Origin of the sequence: Kineosporia sp. R_H_3 (genome assembly GCF_002198675.1) — a bacterium.
Classification (GTDB): Bacteria; Actinomycetota; Actinomycetes; order Actinomycetales; family Kineosporiaceae; genus R-H-3.
In genome coordinates, this window is record NZ_MWLL01000080.1 from 42975 (window position 1) to 59024 (window position 16050).

Below are 16050 nucleotides of genomic sequence, written 5' to 3' on the forward strand. Positions count from 1 at the left end.
CGCGGGCGGAGGTCGCTAGAAGACCCCGAGCTCCCTCTCGGCCACGAGGCGCGTGGCCGAGGCGAGGCAGGTGGCCGCCACCAGGAGTGCGTCCTCGACCTCGGGCCCGACGACCGGGTCGTACGAGCGAGGGTCGGGGTACTCCGCCTGGTTCCGCCGCCTGCGGAGCCGGTCGAGCGACGACAGGCCCGCGACGTCAGGGAACTGGGCGCGCATCGCGTCGACGACGACGAGGTGGCCCCCGCGGCTCGTCGGTCGCAGCCCCTGCCGGGCAAGAACGGCTGTCGCCGCCTTGCGTGCAGCGTCGTAGGCGAGAGCGAAGGCGCCCTCCGGGTCGACCGCGCCGCCGGAGCGGGCCAGGTCCAGGTGCCGTCCGGCCGACTCGAGCAGCGCCGCGACCGACTCGTCGCTCGTCTCCACCCGTTGCAGGCGGCGTTCCGTCAGCAGCCTGTCCACGACGTCGGCCCCTTGTGACCAGCGTGGCACCGTTCCCCCTCCGTCAGCCCACCACGGTCCGGACCCTACGCGCGGGGTAGGACACGGAGCAGGGCCGCGCCTCGGAGCTGGCGGGTGAAGGCGTCGTCGGCGTGGGCCCACTGGTCGGCCGTCCGCAGGATGACGTTGACGTCCCGGCCCAGCCTGTCCTGCGCCCGGTTGGCCGCGGCGTAGGCGTCGTCGCGGTCGGGCGAGCCGACGAGCAGGACGTCGACGTCGTTCGGCGGCGGCCCGGGCTCGCCCAGGTACCGGGCGGCCCAGGAGCCGACGACGACGACCTCGTCGACGCCGGTGAGGTCCGCGAACTCCTCGGCGACGACGACCGGCGGGCCGAACGACATCGACACCAGCCGGGCGAGCGGCTCGAAGTACGGGTTCGTCTCGTCCGCCCGGACCAGCTTCGTCCGGCCGATCGCTCGCGTCGCGAGAAGTGCCGCGACGGACAGTCGTCGGACCTCGCTCGCGACGGTCTGGTACGGCTGCCGGGTGCGGGTCGCCAGCTCCTCGATCGTCCACTCACGTGCCGGGTCCGCGCACACGAGTGCGAGGACGTCACCCTGGAGCCGAGAGCGGAACACCGGGACGAGGGGAGGAGGCGCGGTACGCACCGATCCAGTATTGCTTCTTTAGAGAGCGATATCAATCGCTAATCGAGCGTCATTGCGATGCGGCGTAGCCGTGGTGGTCGGAGATCTCGGCCGCGGTGAGCGCCCGGTCGTAGACGGCGACCTCGTCGAGCCAGCCGTCGACGTACCCGGAGTCGACGTCGCCGTCCCGGCCGAGCGCCACCCCGCCGCCGACGCCGCAGCAGTCGTCCGCCGGGGGCACCGCGAGCGCGAAGAGCGGGCCGGTCGTCGCTGCGTCGTCGACGGGGACGCCGTCCACGAACAGCCGGGTGCTCTGCGCGTCCCGGCTGAGGACGACGTGGTGCCAGCCGTCGTCGAGCACCGGGCCGGCGAGGGTCTTCTGCACCGGCTGCTCGCCGTCCCGACGCTCCCAGGCGCTCGCGGTGACCCGGCCCGCGTCGACGGCCAGGTCCCAGCCGTACCAGCGCCAGCGGGCGAGCACCATGCGCCCGTCACCGGCGCCCGGGGCGGCCCGGAACCACAGCTCGACGCTCACCGCGTCCCGCGGTGCAAGGCCGGCGGCCCGCGCGTCCGAGGCGTCGACGACGTAGACGTGGGCGCCGCTGCCGTCGAGCCGCACCGACGTCCCGGCACCGGCCACCGCGCCGGGCTCACCCGTGACGACGTCGCCGACGAAGCGGGCGTCGTACCCGCCCGCGGAGTCGGCCGCCGTCCGGCCGGTCGTCTCGTCGAGCCGCCACCAGGCGACCGGTCCGGCGGTGCGGACGGCACCGGCGTAGTCGTCGCCCGTCGCGGGGCTCGCGGCCGGCGTCGTGGTCGCCGGGGCCGAGGTGGACGACGACGGGACGCCGGGTGCGGCCGACCCGGCGGTGCAGCCCGCCGTGAGCGCGACGGCGGCCGCCCCGACGAGCCACCGGCGACGTCCCCCTGACCCGTGCATCACCGCTCCCGTCGTCGTGCCCGGTGCACCCGCACCGGCGCGTTCCTGCACCGGCGTTCCGTGCCCGGTCCCGATCCGTCAGCCCGGCAGTGCCGCCTCGACCTCGGTGAGAGCCTCGTCGACGGCCCGCACGAGCAGGTCGCCGTCCGCGTCCGAGAGCACCATCGGTGGCTTGATCTTCAGGACATTGTGGTCCGGGCCGTCGCTCGACAGCAGGACGCCGCGGCGCTTGACCGCCTCGACGACCGCGGACGCCGCGGCGCCGGCCGGGGTGCGGGCCTGCCGGTCGGTGACGAGCTCGACGCCGAGGAACAGGCCCCGGCCGCGGACGTCACCGACGAGCGGGTGCCGCTCGCCGACGGCGCGCAGGTCGGCGAGCAGCCGGCCGCCGAGCCGGGCGGCGTGCGCGCGCAGCCGCTCGTCGACGACGACGTCGAGCACGGCCTGCCCGACCCGCGCCGACACCGGGTTGCCGCCGAAGGTGTTGAAGTACTCCATCCCCGTGAGGAAGGACCGGGCCACCTCCGGCGTCGTGACGACGGCCCCGATCGGGTGCCCGTTGCCGATCGGCTTGCCGAGGGTCACGACGTCGGGGACGACGCCGTGCTCCTCGAAGGCCCACCAGGCGGTTCCGACCCGGCCGAACCCGGTCTGCACCTCGTCGGCGACGCAGATCCCGCCGGCGGCCCGCACCCGCTCGTAGGCCCCGGCGAGGAAGCCCTCGGCGAGCACGACCTGGCCGGCCGTCCCCGGGATCGCCTCCGCGAAGAACGCCGCCGGGCGTCGTCCCGCCTCCGCGATCCCGTCGAGCAGGCCGTCGAGGTCGCGCAGGTACGCGGGGACCCCGGCGTCGTCGCCGTCGCGGTGGACGCCGCGGTAGGCGTCCGGCATCGGGACGACGTGCGTGCGCTCGGGCTTGCCGAGGCCGCCGGGGGCGTCGAACTTGTACGGGCTGATGTCGATGATGCTCGTCAGGTGCCCGTGGTAGGCGTGGTCGAGCACGACGACGTCGCGGGCGCCGGTGTGCGCGTAGGCCAGCCGCAGCGCGAGGTCGTTGGCCTCGGAGCCGGAGTTGACGAGGAAGACGACGCTCAGCGGGTCGGGCATCGTGCCGGCGAGCCGCCGGGCGTACGTCGTCACCGCGTCGTGCAGGTAGCGGGTGTTCGTGTTGAGCAGCGCCTGCTGCTCCGCGGCGGCGGCGACGACCCGCGGGTGGCAGTGCCCGACGTGCGCGACGTTGTTCACGAGGTCGAGCCAGCCGCGGCCGTCGGTGTCGTAGAGGTGGGCGCCCTCGCCGCGGACGATGTGGAGCGGCTCGCGGTAGCTCAGGCTCAGTGCGGGGGAGAGGTGGTGGCTGCGCTCGCGGGCGATCTCGGGCGCGCTCCGGGGTGCGGCGCCGCGCAGGCCGCGCGGGTCGGCGAGCACGAGGTTCGGGTCGGGGGACAGGCTCTCCCAGACGGCGAGCTCCGCGCGCGGCGCGACGCCGGGCACGTCGACGCCGAGGCCGAGCAGGTCGGTGAGGAGCTGGAGGTGGAGGTGCGGCGCCCAGCCGCCGTTCTCGTGCCGGTCGCCGACCTCGGCGACGACGGCGCCTGCCGGGACCCGTTGCCCGGGCGTGAGTCTCGGCAGGGACGGGCGGGACAGGTGGCCGTACAGCGTGAAGAACGGGGCGCCGTCCGGGTGCTCGGGGGTCGCCGGTGTGCGGTGCTCGAGGATGACGACGGGCCCGTAGTCGAGCGGCGCCGCGTTGTCCGCGAGGGCGACGACGACACCGTCGACGGGGGCGTGCACCGGGGTGCCCGCCGGCACGAACAGGTCGACGCCGAGATGCACGGACCGCTTCTCCGGCAGGCCGTCCGGCCCCGTCTCGCCGGTGTCGAAGAGGTCGGTCGTGTAGACCTGCCGGTCCTCCAGGTACGGACCGATGCCGACGCGGGCGGCGTCGATCGCGTCGGCCGACCAGTCGTACGGCCCGCGCGGCAGGTCGGCGAGCGGGGCGGCGAGCACGGGGGCGAGAGCGTCGGTGGGCAGCTGCGCGAGGTGCGCCCGGACGGCGCGCGCGTGCGGCACCGGCTCGAGGCCGCACGCCTCGCGCAGGCGGTACGTCGTCAACGGGTCGTCGCCGGACCCGTTGCGGCACAGCCGTTCCAGCAGTGCCCGGACGGCGGCCTGGCTCACGAGCAGGTACGCGTTGCCCGGGTCGGCCGCGTGCTGGACCGCGGCCATGACGATGCTCGTCGCGAGCCGGGCCTTGACGAGTCCCTGAAGCAGCACCACCTCGGCGGCCGACAGCGGCGCCTGCGCGTGGTAGCCCTCGACGACCGGCAGGACGGCCCGCCACGGGTCGCCGGCGGTGTTGCGCGAGGCAGAGCCGTTGCGCGAGAGCGTGTCCGCCATCGCGTAGGTGAGCGCCACCCCGAGCCCGCAGACCCGCGGCGCCCGGCAGAGGTCGCCGAAGTCGACGAGCGCGGTGACGGTGCCGTCCGGCCCGAGGACGACGTTGCCCTCGTTCGCGTCGTTGTGGACCGCCTGCTGCGGCAGCGACCCCAGCCGCGGCAGCGTGTCCGCGGCGAACCGGGTGAGGACGCCCGTGACGACGGCGCGCAGGCCCGGGTCGGTCACCGCGGCCGCGTCGGCGAGCCGGTCGGCCGCGGTGAGCAGGTTCCAGCGGTGGGTCCGGCCCAGGTGCGGGTGCTCGAACGGCGCCAGTGCTGCGTCGACCACGGCGACGGTCCGGCCGAGGCTGCGCAGGGCGGCCGCACGCGCGCTCCCGTCGGACGGTGCTCCGTCGGCCCAGGTCGTGCCGTCGGACCAGGACAGCGCCCGGCCGATCCTCGTCGCCGTCCCGTCCCCGTCAGGTGCGACGTCGACGTCGACCCACGCGGCGCCGTCCGGGGTCCGAAGGACGTGCGGCACGAGACCCGCGGCCGGCCCGCCGGCGAGGTGCTCCAGCGCCGCGTTCTCGAGGTCGACGTCGTCGCCGTCCTCGGGTGCGTGCACCTTGACCACGGCCCGGCGCCCGGTCGCGCCGTCCTCGACGAGGCCGTTCCAGGTGCGCTCGCCCGGGAGCGGCCGCACCTGTCCCTCGATCCCGAACCGCGCCGCCACTCGTCCGATGACCCGATCCATCTCCACCCGCCGGAGCCTAGGGGAGGGGCAGCGCGGCGACGCGCTCGACCATGGCGCGCGTCCCCGGCGTCAGGCCGACCCCCGCGGTGCCGGGCCAGGTGTCGACCTCGGCGCGGGCCCGGGCGACCCACGCCCGGGTGAGGGTGTAGAGGTCGGCGTAGTAGTCCGCGACGAGCCCGTTGATGTGCAGGCGCTCGGGGAACGGCGCCTCGTCGGCGAGGTAGCCCCGGCAGATCTCGGCCCCCTCGGCGATCCGGGCGGCGGCCCAGTCGTCGAGCGCGTCGAGGCTCGCGCGCAGGTCGTCCAGGCTGCCCTGGTCGGCGAAGAGCACCCGGAGCAGCGGTTCGATGTCGAGCGAGGGCTCTGCGGGGGGTGTCCCGAGCCAGGACCGCAGCGCCTCCCGCCCCGCCGGGGTGATCTCGTAGACCCGCCGCCGGCGTCTGCCTGTCAGCTCCTCCCGGACGGCCGCGAACCCTTTCGCGACAAGGCGTTTCGGCTCGGCGTAGAGCACGCTCTCGGCCCGGGGGAGGACGAACCGCAGGCTCCGTCGTGCCTGGGCGGTCAGGTCGTACGTGCCCCACGGGCGCAGCGCGAGGAGGCCGAGCACCCCGGCGGCCGTCGTCGAGCCCGGACCGGCCGGATCAGGTGTCGCGGAGGTCCCGTCGGGGCGGGCGTTGTTCGTCACGGGCTTGACTTTACTCCGCATCGGAGTAACTCTCGAATGGTCCGAACCGGAGTATCGTCGAGGAAGTCAGGGGAGAGAGATGTTCGACTACGTCGTCGTGGGGGCGGGGGCCGCCGGGTGCGTCCTCGCGGCGCGGCTCACGCAGGACCCGGATGTCCGGGTGCTGCTCGTGGAGGCGGGCGGGGACGACCGGGCGCTCGACGTCCGGGTGCCCGCCGCGTTCGCCAAGCTGTTCCGCACCGCACGGGACTGGGCCGTCGACACCCGGCCGCAGCCCGGGCTCGGCGGGCGCCGGCTCTTCTGGCCGCGCGGGCGGATGCTCGGGGGCAGCACGTCGATGAACGCGCAGATGTGGGTGCCCGGCGAGCGCTCCGACCTCGACGGCTGGGCCGCGGCCGGGGCCGTCGGCTGGGCCTGGGACGACGTCGCGCCCTACCTGGACCGGGCCGCCCGCACCGTCGGCGTCCGGCCGCTCCAGGAGACCGGGGTGCTCACCGGGGCCTTCCTCGAGGCCGCCGCCGGGGCGGGCGCGGACAGCGCCCGGGCGAGTGACGTGACGCAGCAGGGCGGCCGCCGGCGCAGCGCTGCGGACGCGTACCTGCGCCCGGCCCTCGGCCGGCCCAACCTCGAGGTCCGCACCGGCGTGACGGTGCGCAGGGTCGTCGTCGAGGCGGGCCGGGCGGTCGGCGTCGAGGTCGCCGGGCCGGCGGGTCCCGAGGTCGTCCGGGCCCGCCGCGAGGTCCTGCTCTCGGCGGGTGCCGTCCACAGCCCGTACCTGCTGCTGCGGTCGGGGATCGGCCCGGCGACGCACCTCGCTGCATCGGGCGTCCCGGTCGTCGCCGACCTCCCGGGCGTGGGCGAGCACCTCGCCGACCACCTCATGGCCATCACCGTGCGCCTCACCGACGCGCCGGTCTCGCTCGCGGACGCCGCCGCGCTGCGCAACGTCGTCCGTTACCTCGTCCGGCGCCGCGGACCGCTCACCTCGAACGTCGCCGAGGCGTACGCGCTGGCCCGCACCCGCCCCGGCCTCACCGCACCCGACGTCGAGCTGGTCTTCGCCCCGGTGCCGTACCTCGACCACGGTGCGACGCCGCCGCCCGGGCACGGGTACTCGGTGGGTGCGGTGCTGCTCACCCCGCGGAGCACCGGGTCGGTCCGGCTCGCGCCCGGGGACGCCGGGGCCCCGCCGGCGGTCGACCCGCGGTACCTGTCCGACCCCGACGGTGCGGACCTGCGGGCCCTCGTGGCCGGCGTCCGTCTGACCGGCCGGGTGCTCGACGCCCCCGCCTTCGCCCGCTTCCGGGGCCGTCCGCTGCGCCCGGCCGCCGGCGACGCCGCCCTCGCCCCGGACGCCACCGACGCGGACGTCGCGGCCTTCGTCCGGGCCCAGGCGGAGACGATCTACCACCCGGTCGGCACCTGCCGGATGGGCACCGGCCCGGACGCCGTCGTCGGCACCGACCTGCGGGTGCGGGGCGTGCCCGGGCTGCGCGTCGTCGACGCCTCCGTCATGCCGGGCGTCGTCCGGGGACATCCTCAGGCCATGACGTACGCGATCGCCGAGAAGGCGGCCGAGGCCCTGCGGGCGGACGCCGTCCGGGGCGGCCGCGAGCGGGTCGAGCTCCGGCCGGGCCGGCGGTGACGGCGCCCCGGCTCGTCGTCGACCGCGCCGGCGTCGCCCGCGGGCTGCTCGAGGCGGGGGCCGACCTCGCGGCGCTCCTGCGATCGCTGCCCGGCGGCGCGGCCGACCGCCCGGTGCCGGGGCTGGACTGGACCGTCGGCGAGACGGCGGCCCACGTCGTGACCGTCGTGCGACGCTCGCTGGGCGACCGGCGGCGCAGCGCGTCGCCCGCCGACACCCACGTCCTCAACGCGACCTGCCTCGACGAGCTCGCCGAGCGCCGTCCGGACCGGCTGGCGGACCTGCTCGCGGCCGAGGTGCCCGTGGTCGTCGGCGAGGTGCTGCCGCGGTTCCCGGACGACGACCTGCCCGTCGCCTTCCACGGCGGCACGACGACCCGGCTGCTCACGGCCTACGGGATCATGCTCTTCGACCTGCTCGTGCACCGCCGGGACATCGCGGCGGCGGTCGGCCGGGACGTCCGGCTGCCGCCCGGGCCCGCGGCCCTCGGTCTGCAGGCCCTGCTCGAGCTGCTCCCTGCCTGGCTCGACCGGCGGGCCGCCGGCCCGCACGCCCCGGGCCTCGACGTCGTCCTGCGGGTCGCCGGGGACCGGTCGTACCGGCTGGTCGTCGCCTCCGGCACCCTGAGGGTCGGGCCCGCCGACGGCGTGGAGCAGGCCGCGCCCGAGGTCCGGGTCGACCCGGAGCACCTGCTGCTCGTGCTGTGCCGGCGGGTGACCCCCGACGACCCGCACCTGGCCCGGCTCCAGGGGTTCCTCGCGCCGATCTGAGGGGCGTGGCCGACCTCCACCGCTCCTCCACACGAAGCGACCAGCAGGTCCACAGCGGCTGGCTACCGTCGTGGGCATGAGGTCGGACTCGTGAGGCTGGACCTGCGCCCGCTCGACCCGGTGCGCTCCATCAAGGCCAAGCTCGGGCTGCTCGTCGCGTCGAGCATCGTCGCGGGCGTGCTCACCACGTGGATCGGGTTCGACTACCTCGGGTGGCGCGGCCGCTGGAGCATGGCGTTCGCCGTCGCGGTGGGGCTGATCGTGACCCAGGTGCTCGCGCACGGCATGACGTCCCCCTTGCGGCAGATGACGTCCGCGGCGCGGGAGATGGCCGCGGGCCGGCCGGCGACACCCGTCCGGACGACGAGCCGCGACGAGGTCGGCGAGCTCGCCCGCGCGTTCACCGCGATGTCCCGCGACCTCGCGAAGGTCGACCGGCAGCGCCGCGACCTGCTCGCCAACGTGGCCCACGAGCTGAAGACCCCGGTCGCCGCGCTGCGGGCCCAGCTCGAGAACCTCGTGGACGGCGTCCGCGAGCCCGACGGACCGGCCCTCACCGAGGCGCTCGACCAGACCGAGCGGCTCGCCGCACTCGTCGAGGACCTCCTCGACCTCGCCCGCGCCGACGCGGGCGTCGCCCCGCTGCGCCGGACCGCCGTGGCCGTCCGGGCGGTGGCGGACGACGTCGCGCACGAGGTCGGCATCGCCCGGCCCGGCCGCGACGTGCTCGTGGACGTCCCCGAGGACCTCACCGCGGACGCCGACCCGGCCCGGCTGCGCCAGGTGCTCGTCAACCTCGTCGACAACGCGGCCCGGCACGCCACGGAGGGCGGCCGGGTCGACGTCCGCTGCCGGTCCGACGGTGCCGGCGGGCTCGTCGTCGAGGTCACCGACGACGGCCCCGGCATCCCGCGCGACCAGTGGGACGCCGTCTTCGAGCGCTTCGAGCACGGCACCACGCCGGAGCCCGCCGGCGCCCCGGCGGGCCGGTCCGGCGGCGGCGGGACCGGGCTCGGCCTCGCCATCGCCCGTTGGGCGGTGGCGCTGCACGGCGGCCGGATCGCGGTCGTCCCCTCACCCCGCGGCTGCCGGATCCGCGCCGAGCTGCCGGCCGCACCTGTGGCGCCGTCGAACGGCACCACCCCGAACGCCCCGACGAGGCAGGAGACCTCCCGTGCCTGACGAGACCCCGAGCACCGACCCGAAGAGCCCTGCCGCGCCGGGCGCGCCCACGACCCGGACCGCGCCGGTCGCCGGCGGCACGGTGCACGCGACCCCGCCGCCCGGGCGGACCCAGACCGTGGAGACCGCCTGGGCGGGGCACCCCGGCTACACCGCGCCGTACGCCACGCCTCCCGGGTTCATCGGCCCGCGCCGCCCCACGCTCGTCGAGCGCTACTGGCCGAAGCCGGCGACACCGCCGTCCGTGGCCCTGCTCGCCGCCTGCCTCGCTGTCGGCCTGGTCGTCGCGTCGACGTTCTACGCGCCGCGGCTGGGGCTGCAGTCCGGGCTCGTCGCGGCCGCGCTCACCGTGGTCGCCGTCCTCGCGACCCGGGGCGACGACCGCCCCCGCTCGGCCTACCGGACGACGGCGGCCGGCCTGGCCGTCGCCCTGGCCTGGGTCCCGGCGGTCCGGGACGCCGCCCCGACCGTCGCGCTGAGCGTCGTCGGCGCGCTCGGGCTCGCGCTGCTCGCCGCCGCGGACGGCCGGACCTGGCCGTCGGTGTTCCTCACGGGGCCGGCCACGGCCGTCGCGAGCGTCCGCGGGGCGCTGTGGGCCGGCTCCCGGTTCGCCTCGGTGAAGCGGCCCGCCGGGCTCGGCCCGTGGCTGCGCGGAGGTGCTCTCGGCCTCCTCGTCGTCTGGGTCGTCGGCGCCCTGCTCGCCTCCGCCGACTCGGCGTTCGCCGCGGTCGTCGACGCCGTCGTCCCGAGCCTGGACCTGGAGTCGCTGCCCGGCCGCGCCGTGCTGCTCGTCATCGGGGCGGTGTTCGCGCTCGCCCTCGCGACGCTCGCCGCCTCGCCGCCCCGCTGGGAGGCCGTGCGGGTGCCGTACCGCGCCGGGTCCACCGTCGAGTGGGCGGTGCCGCTCGTGCTCGTCGACGCCGTCCTCGCGGTCTTCGTCGCCGTACAGGCGGCCGTCATGTTCGCCGCCCGCCCGGACGCGCTCCTCGGCACCGGGACGACGGCCGCCGAGCGGGCCCGTCAGGGCTTCGGCCAGCTCGTCGCCGTCACGCTCATCGCCGTCGTCCTGCTCGCCTGGGCCGGCCGCCGGGCCGGCACCGACCGGTCGAGCGGGCGGCGGCTGCTCGCGCTGCTCGGCGGCGGCCTCGTCGTCCTCGTGCTCGTCGTCGTCGCGTCGGCGCTGCGCCGGATGGCCCTCTACGAGCAGTACTTCGGCTGGACCGTGCTGCGCCTGCACGTCGCGGCGTTCGAGGTCTGGCTCGCCGTCGTCCTCGTGCTCTGCGGGCTGGCGTGGACGGTGCGCCGGGTCGACCTCGTCGCGCGCGGCGTCGTCCTCGCCGCCGCCGGCGCGCTGCTCGGGCTGAACCTCCTGAGCCCCGACGCCGTCGCCGCGTCGGCGAACGTCGACCGGTACGCGGCGACGGGCAAGGTCGACCTCGCCTACCTGGCCCGGCTGTCGGACGACGCCGTGCCCGCCCTGACCCGGCTGCCCGCCGCGGACAAGGTCACGGTGCTCGAGGGGCGCGTCGCCAAGCACGACCCCTGGTACGCGGTGAACCTGTCCCGGCTGCGGGCCGCGGGGATCCTGCCGGACACGGCCCCGCCGTCGGAGCTCGGGCGGCTCGAGATCCCGGACCAGTCGTGAGCCGGCCGGCCCGCCTCACACCCCGCTGGCCACCGGGTTCGGGTCGGTCGGGGCGACGGCCACCTCGCGGAGCAGCCAGGCGACGGCCTCGGTCGCCGTCCAGCCCTCGGTGTTGCCGCCGTGCAGCCAGTGCTCGCTGTCGAGCCGCCGGGCGCCGGCGAGGTCCGCGCCGAGGGTGACCATCGGCTCCTCGACGTAGCCGTCCTTGCGGTGCTGCCCGAGGCCGACGTCGGAGGTGAGCGCGTTGCACAGGCACTTCGCGCCCGCGGTGCCGTCCGGGTCGCCGCCCTTGCGGATGAACACGTCGACCGGCTCGGCCGGGCAGCGGTAGCCGACCTGCCCGTTCGCCCGGGCGTACGGCTGGCGCAGGTAGCCGAGGTCGCACAGCCGCGGACGGCGCTCGTACTCGGCGTCGTCCGAGAGCGTCCCGGGGAGCTGGGCGACCTTGAAGGGGAACCCGGTCGGGGACGCCGAGGCCTCGGTCCGGACCTCGAGCGTGCCGGCGCGCAGGGCGAGGAGGAGCTCCTCGCGGAGCGGGTCGAGCAGCCCGGACTCCCGGGACAGCGCGAAGAGCGTGCCGACCTGGACGCCGGCCGCACCGGACTCCAGGGCCTTCTTCACCATCTCCGGCTCGCCGTAGCCGCCCGCGAGCCAGAACGGCAGGCCGATCGAGGCGAGCGCCTCGAGGTTCGCGTCGTCCCGCGGGCCGTAGACCGGCTGGCCGGTCTCGTCGAGCACGAGCTTGCCGCGCGGCGGGGCGTTGTGACCGCCCGCGACGGGGCCCTCGACGACGAAGCCGTCGGGGCGGGTGGAGTCCTCGCGGTTGAGGTACTGCGCGAGGACGTGCGAGGACACGATCGCGAGGAAGGTCGGCCGGCGCAGCGGCGGCAGCGCGTCGCGCGGAGCGAGCGTCGTCGGGTCGAGCGTGACGTGCCCGGACTCGCCGCCCGCGACGTCGACGGTGACGGTGCCGGGCCGGTGCTCGGCGAGCTCGTCGAGCAGGTGCGGGATCTCGCGCGGGATGCCCGCGCCCATGAGGACGACGTCGATCCCCGCGAGCATCGCGCCGTAGGCCGCGGCCGGGGTCGCCATCTGGATCTTCTCCAGGAAGTTGATCCCGACGAGGCCGGTGTGGCCCTCCTTGGCGAGCCAGACCTCGACGAAGTTGCCGACGACGCTCAGCTCGTCACGGTGCTGGTCGGGGCGCAGGCCGAGCCGCGGGACCGGCCGGTACGGCTCGCCGTCGCGGCCCTCGGGGCGCAGGTAGGCGTCCACGACCCGGCGGGCGACGTCCGGCAGGGGGAAGTCGGCCAGCGCGCGCTGGACGTGACCGCCGGGGTCGCCGTCCTGCAGCCGGCGCGCGACGACGACGTCGAGCGCGGTGCCGGACACGACGCCGAGCTGGCCGGTCCGGGCGACGGCGTTCGCGAGCTGCCAGGAGGACACGCCGACGCCCATGCCGCCCTGGATGACGACAGGCAGACGTACGAGAGGAGCTGGGGACATCGTCGTACCTCGGGTGGACTCGGTCGGACGGGTGAATGCCAGCGTCGCAGGAGCCTCCAAGATCGCCGGGGGTCCTAGGTCCTGTCCAGCACTGCGGGAGGGCCGGTCAGCCGTCGAGCGCGGCCCCGAAACGGCCGCCGGTGTCGCGGACGCCGACGATGCCGGGGGTGTCGGCCTCGACGAGGGTGGTGCCGAGCGGTGAGGCGCCGCCGCCGTCCGAGCCGTCGAACCAGTTGACCGCTCCGGCGCCGGCCACCCCGCCCAGGTCCTCGCCCGGGACGCCGATGAGCAGCGACCAGTCCGTCGCGCCGCCGTGACCGGAGAGCGTCGAGCCGAAGCCGTCACCGGCCTCGGCCGTGCCGGGCACCCGTGCCGAGTCCTGGGTGAACGTGCCGACGATCGTGAGGTCCGGCAGCGGGGTCGGGCCGGTCGCGGACTCCTCGAGGAACGTCACGGACCCGGCTCCGGCGTGCCCGGAGACGACGTCCCCGGGGGCGCCGATGACGACGCTGTTCCTGGAGCTCTTCTCGTCGAAGGCCGCGACGAGCAGGGCCGCGCCGAACCGGTCACCGGGTGCGGGGGCGCCGGCGACGCCGCGGGTGGCCTGGGTCACCACGGTGCTCCCGGCGCCGGTCGGGCCGGCGGCCGTCCCGGGCACGAACGTCACCGAGCCGGCCGACGCGTTCTCGCCCGGGGCGCCGACGGCGAGGTCCTCGGTGAACACGCCGGGGAAGCCGACGTCGCCCGCCGCGAGCGCGGCGCCGAACAGGTCGCCCGGCTCGGCGGTGCCGGGGACGCCGGGGCTGTCCTGGTCGAACGCCCTCGCCGTGAACGGGGCGCGGATCCCGCCGCCCGGGTTGCTGAGCACGACGACGGCACCCCGGCCGGCGTTCTCGCCGGGGACCCCGACGGCCAGGTCGTCGTCGCCGTCGCCGTCGAAGTCGCCGGTGGCCAGGGCTCGGCCGAACCGGTCGCCGTTCTCCGGGGTACCGGGCACGCCCGCCGAGGCGGCGCTGACGACCGGCTGCGGGAAGGTCGCCGTGCGCGCCGCGAGCTGGGCGCCGGTGACGACGGCGAAGCCGCCCTGCTCGGTGCCGGTCGACGTGACCCGCTCGCCGAAGGCGCCGATGACGAGGTCGGTCCGGGCGTCGCCGTCGAGCTCGGCGGTGAGCAGGACCGCGCCGAACTGCTCGCCGGGGCGGGCGGTCGCGCCGCTGAAGGAGCTCTCGCCGAAGACCCGGTTCGGGACTGACGCGTTGCCGAAGAGGATCGTCACCGAGCCCCGGCCGCCGTTCTCGCCCGGGGCGCCGATCGCCAGGTCGCCGCAGCCGTCGCCGTCGAAGTCGCCGATCGCCGTCGCGGCACCGAACCGGTCCCCGGCCTCGGAGGTGCCCGGCACAGTGGCGCCGCCCGGCAGCACCGGGGCACCCTGCACGAGCCGCAGGTCGTGGAAGACGGTCCCGACGCGGGAGACGACGTGGACGGCGCCCTCGTCGGCGCCCCGGCCCGGCTCGCCGACGGCCCAGTCGTTGAGCAGGTCGCCGGTGAGGTCGAACGGCCGTGGCACCTCCGGGACGGTGCAGGTGCCGATGAGGGCGCGGGCCGCCGGGGCGACGGCGACGGCCGACAGCAGGGCGGGCGCGGCGAGGGCGGCGGCCGCGAGCAGCCGGAGGGTCGTGGCACCGGACCGGGACGAGCGGGACATGGCCACTCCTTCGGCTGCGACGTGCGGCGCATCCTAAGATCAACAAGTGCCGCCGGGGAACCCCCGTCCGCGGGGGCGGCGGATACCCGGTCCGCCGCAGGTCACGGCAGGATGTGCCCGTGACCGAGCAGCCCGCCCCCGAGGGCGTCGTCTTCCCCGCCGACGGCGGCCGCCGCTCGACGTCGCGGACCGGGCAGGCGGTGGTCGCGGACGCCGTCCGCACCTACGACCCCGACCTCGCGGCCCGGGTCGAGGGCCTGCCGGACTGGCGGACCGGGTACCTCGACCCGTTCCGGCACCTCACCCTGCTCGAGGGCGCCGGGCCGGTCGAGATCGCCAGCGCTGGGCTGGACTCGGTGCACGCCCGGTTCGTCGTCGACGTCGGCGGCAAGGACCTGCCGCTCGACGTCGCCCTCGGCGGCGGCGTCGCCGACGAGGAGCGGATGCCCTCGATCCACACGGTCGTCGTCGAGGGGCGTGGCGCGCCGGTGGCGGACGGCGCGGGAGCGGGCGGGCTGTCGGTGCCGTACGCGGGCGGCCGGCTCGCCGGGGACGCCCTCGGCCACCGGCTCGACGCGTGGCTCGCCGCCGGAACGGTCGAGCCGTCGTTCGCGGACGCCGTCCGGTCCGTGGCCGCCCACCCCGGCTGGCTCGACGCCCGCGATCTCACGGTCGTCGTCCTCGGCGCGGGCGCCGAGATGGGCCCGCTCGTCTCGCTGCTGCGCTGGGGCGCGCACGTCGTCGCCGTCGACCTGCCGCGCCCCGCGATCTGGCGCCGGCTCCTCGAGGTGGCCCGAGCGTCCCCCGGCCGGCTCTCCGTCCCGGTCTCGCGCTGGCTGCCCGCCGGGGCCTCCGACGACGAGATCGCCGACGCCGCCGGGGTCGACCTGCTCACCCAGGCGCCCGCCGTCCTCGGCTGGCTCGCCCGGATCGAGGGCCCGTTCACGCTCGGGCACTACGTCTACGCGGACGGCGCGCTGCACACCCGGGCGTCGGTCGCCGTCGACGCAGTGACCGCCGGCCTGCTCGCCGCCCGGGACGACGTCTCGCTCGCGTTCCTCGCGACGCCCACGGACGCCTTCCTCGTGCCGGCCGACGCCGTCGAGGACTCCCGCCGCCGCTACGCCGACCGCACGCTCCTCGGGCGGCTGGGCCGGGTCGGTTCCGCGGGCCGGCTCTTCACGCCGAACTACGACGGTGTCGTCGACCTGCCCGACGGCACCCCGGTCGGCCTCAACGACTCGCTCGTGCCGCAGCAGGGCCCGAACTACGCGCTCGCCAAGCGGATCCAGCGCTGGCGGGCGGTGCAGGCACGGGCCTCGGGCCGGCTCGTGTCGCTCAACGTCGCGCCCGCGACCCGGACCCGCTCGGTCATGCGCAACCGGGTGCTCGCCGCCGCGTACGCCGGGGCGCACCGGTTCGGTGTCGAGGTCTTCGACCCGTCGACGTCGAACACCCTGATGGCCGCGCTGCTCGTGCACGACCTGCGCGACCCGTCCGCGGTGGCCAACCCCGCCGTCGACCTCGCGCACCCGCTCGAGATCGTCTGGCAGGGCGCGAACCACGGGGGCCTGTGGCGCACCCCGTGGAAGCCCCGCTCCGTGCTCGGCATCGCCGTCGTCCTCGGCATGGTCCAGCGCGGCGCCTGACCGCCGTCCCCCACCCCCACATCCGCTCATGCTCGCGGCGGGTACCGGAAACGTGCTGCGAGAGCGCGGATTCCGGTACGCGGCGCGAGCATGAGCGGATGTGGGGGTGGGG

Annotated in this window: 12 protein-coding genes; 5 read left to right on the forward strand and 7 right to left on the reverse strand. The window is 76.4% G+C overall.

Annotation, left to right across the window (positions count from 1 at the left end; genetic code table 11):
* Positions 1 to 15: 15 nt before the first annotated feature.
* The 5 genes from ECOMGDLI_RS05325 to ECOMGDLI_RS05345 all read right to left on the reverse strand — a co-directional run bounded on the left by ECOMGDLI_RS05325 (position 16) and on the right by ECOMGDLI_RS05345 (position 5836).
* Positions 16 to 456 (reverse strand): hypothetical protein, encoded by a 441-nt coding sequence (locus tag ECOMGDLI_RS05325; protein WP_143447523.1) that lies wholly within the window; start codon positions 454 to 456, stop codon positions 16 to 18.
* Between the two features lie 65 nt (positions 457 to 521).
* Positions 522 to 1073: an ArsR family transcriptional regulator gene (locus ECOMGDLI_RS05330; protein ID WP_088314747.1), complete on the reverse strand. Its 552-nt coding sequence runs from the start codon at positions 1071 to 1073 to the stop codon at positions 522 to 524.
* Positions 1074 to 1152: 79 nt separating this feature from the next.
* Positions 1153 to 2022 (reverse strand): LamG domain-containing protein, encoded by an 870-nt coding sequence (locus ECOMGDLI_RS05335; RefSeq protein ID WP_143447524.1) that lies wholly within the window; start codon positions 2020 to 2022, stop codon positions 1153 to 1155.
* A 78-nt stretch (positions 2023 to 2100) separates the two neighbouring features.
* Positions 2101 to 5151 (reverse strand): aminotransferase class III-fold pyridoxal phosphate-dependent enzyme, encoded by a 3051-nt coding sequence (locus ECOMGDLI_RS05340; RefSeq protein ID WP_088314753.1) that lies wholly within the window; start codon positions 5149 to 5151, stop codon positions 2101 to 2103.
* A 16-nt stretch (positions 5152 to 5167) separates the two neighbouring features.
* The gene (locus tag ECOMGDLI_RS05345; RefSeq protein WP_158220905.1) at positions 5168 to 5836 is read right to left on the reverse strand and encodes a PadR family transcriptional regulator; all 669 of its coding nucleotides are present in this window, start codon (positions 5834 to 5836) and stop codon (positions 5168 to 5170) included.
* Positions 5837 to 5915: 79 nt separating this feature from the next.
* Between ECOMGDLI_RS05345 and ECOMGDLI_RS05350 the strand changes: the two genes are divergently transcribed.
* From ECOMGDLI_RS05350 to ECOMGDLI_RS05365, 4 genes are all read left to right on the forward strand, one after another.
* Entirely contained in the window at positions 5916 to 7481 is a 1566-nt protein-coding gene (locus ECOMGDLI_RS05350; protein ID WP_088314760.1) for a GMC family oxidoreductase, read from the forward strand.
* Positions 7478 to 8251 (forward strand): maleylpyruvate isomerase family mycothiol-dependent enzyme, encoded by a 774-nt coding sequence (locus ECOMGDLI_RS05355; RefSeq protein WP_088314763.1) that lies wholly within the window; start codon positions 7478 to 7480, stop codon positions 8249 to 8251. The genes ECOMGDLI_RS05350 and ECOMGDLI_RS05355 overlap by 4 nt, the downstream gene beginning before the upstream one ends.
* Before the next feature lie 90 nt (positions 8252 to 8341).
* Positions 8342 to 9433, forward strand: coding sequence for a HAMP domain-containing sensor histidine kinase (locus ECOMGDLI_RS05360; protein ID WP_198954577.1), 1092 nt, complete (start codon positions 8342 to 8344; stop codon positions 9431 to 9433).
* Positions 9426 to 11078 carry a DUF4153 domain-containing protein gene (locus ECOMGDLI_RS05365; RefSeq protein WP_088314766.1) on the forward strand — a complete coding sequence of 551 codons (1653 nt, stop codon included), beginning with the start codon at positions 9426 to 9428 and terminating at the stop codon, positions 11076 to 11078. The genes ECOMGDLI_RS05360 and ECOMGDLI_RS05365 overlap by 8 nt, the downstream gene beginning before the upstream one ends.
* Before the next feature lie 15 nt (positions 11079 to 11093).
* Here ECOMGDLI_RS05365 and ECOMGDLI_RS05370 read toward each other — a convergent pair whose 3' ends face one another.
* Positions 11094 to 12584 (reverse strand): nitronate monooxygenase, encoded by a 1491-nt coding sequence (locus ECOMGDLI_RS05370; RefSeq protein WP_088314769.1) that lies wholly within the window; start codon positions 12582 to 12584, stop codon positions 11094 to 11096.
* Between the two features lie 106 nt (positions 12585 to 12690).
* Entirely contained in the window at positions 12691 to 14289 is a 1599-nt protein-coding gene (locus ECOMGDLI_RS05375) for an FG-GAP repeat protein (RefSeq protein ID WP_088314772.1), read from the reverse strand.
* A 119-nt stretch (positions 14290 to 14408) separates the two neighbouring features.
* Between ECOMGDLI_RS05375 and ECOMGDLI_RS05380 the strand changes: the two genes are divergently transcribed.
* Positions 14409 to 15938 (forward strand): hypothetical protein, encoded by a 1530-nt coding sequence (locus ECOMGDLI_RS05380; RefSeq protein WP_088314775.1) that lies wholly within the window; start codon positions 14409 to 14411, stop codon positions 15936 to 15938.
* Positions 15939 to 16050: the final 112 nt, after the last annotated feature.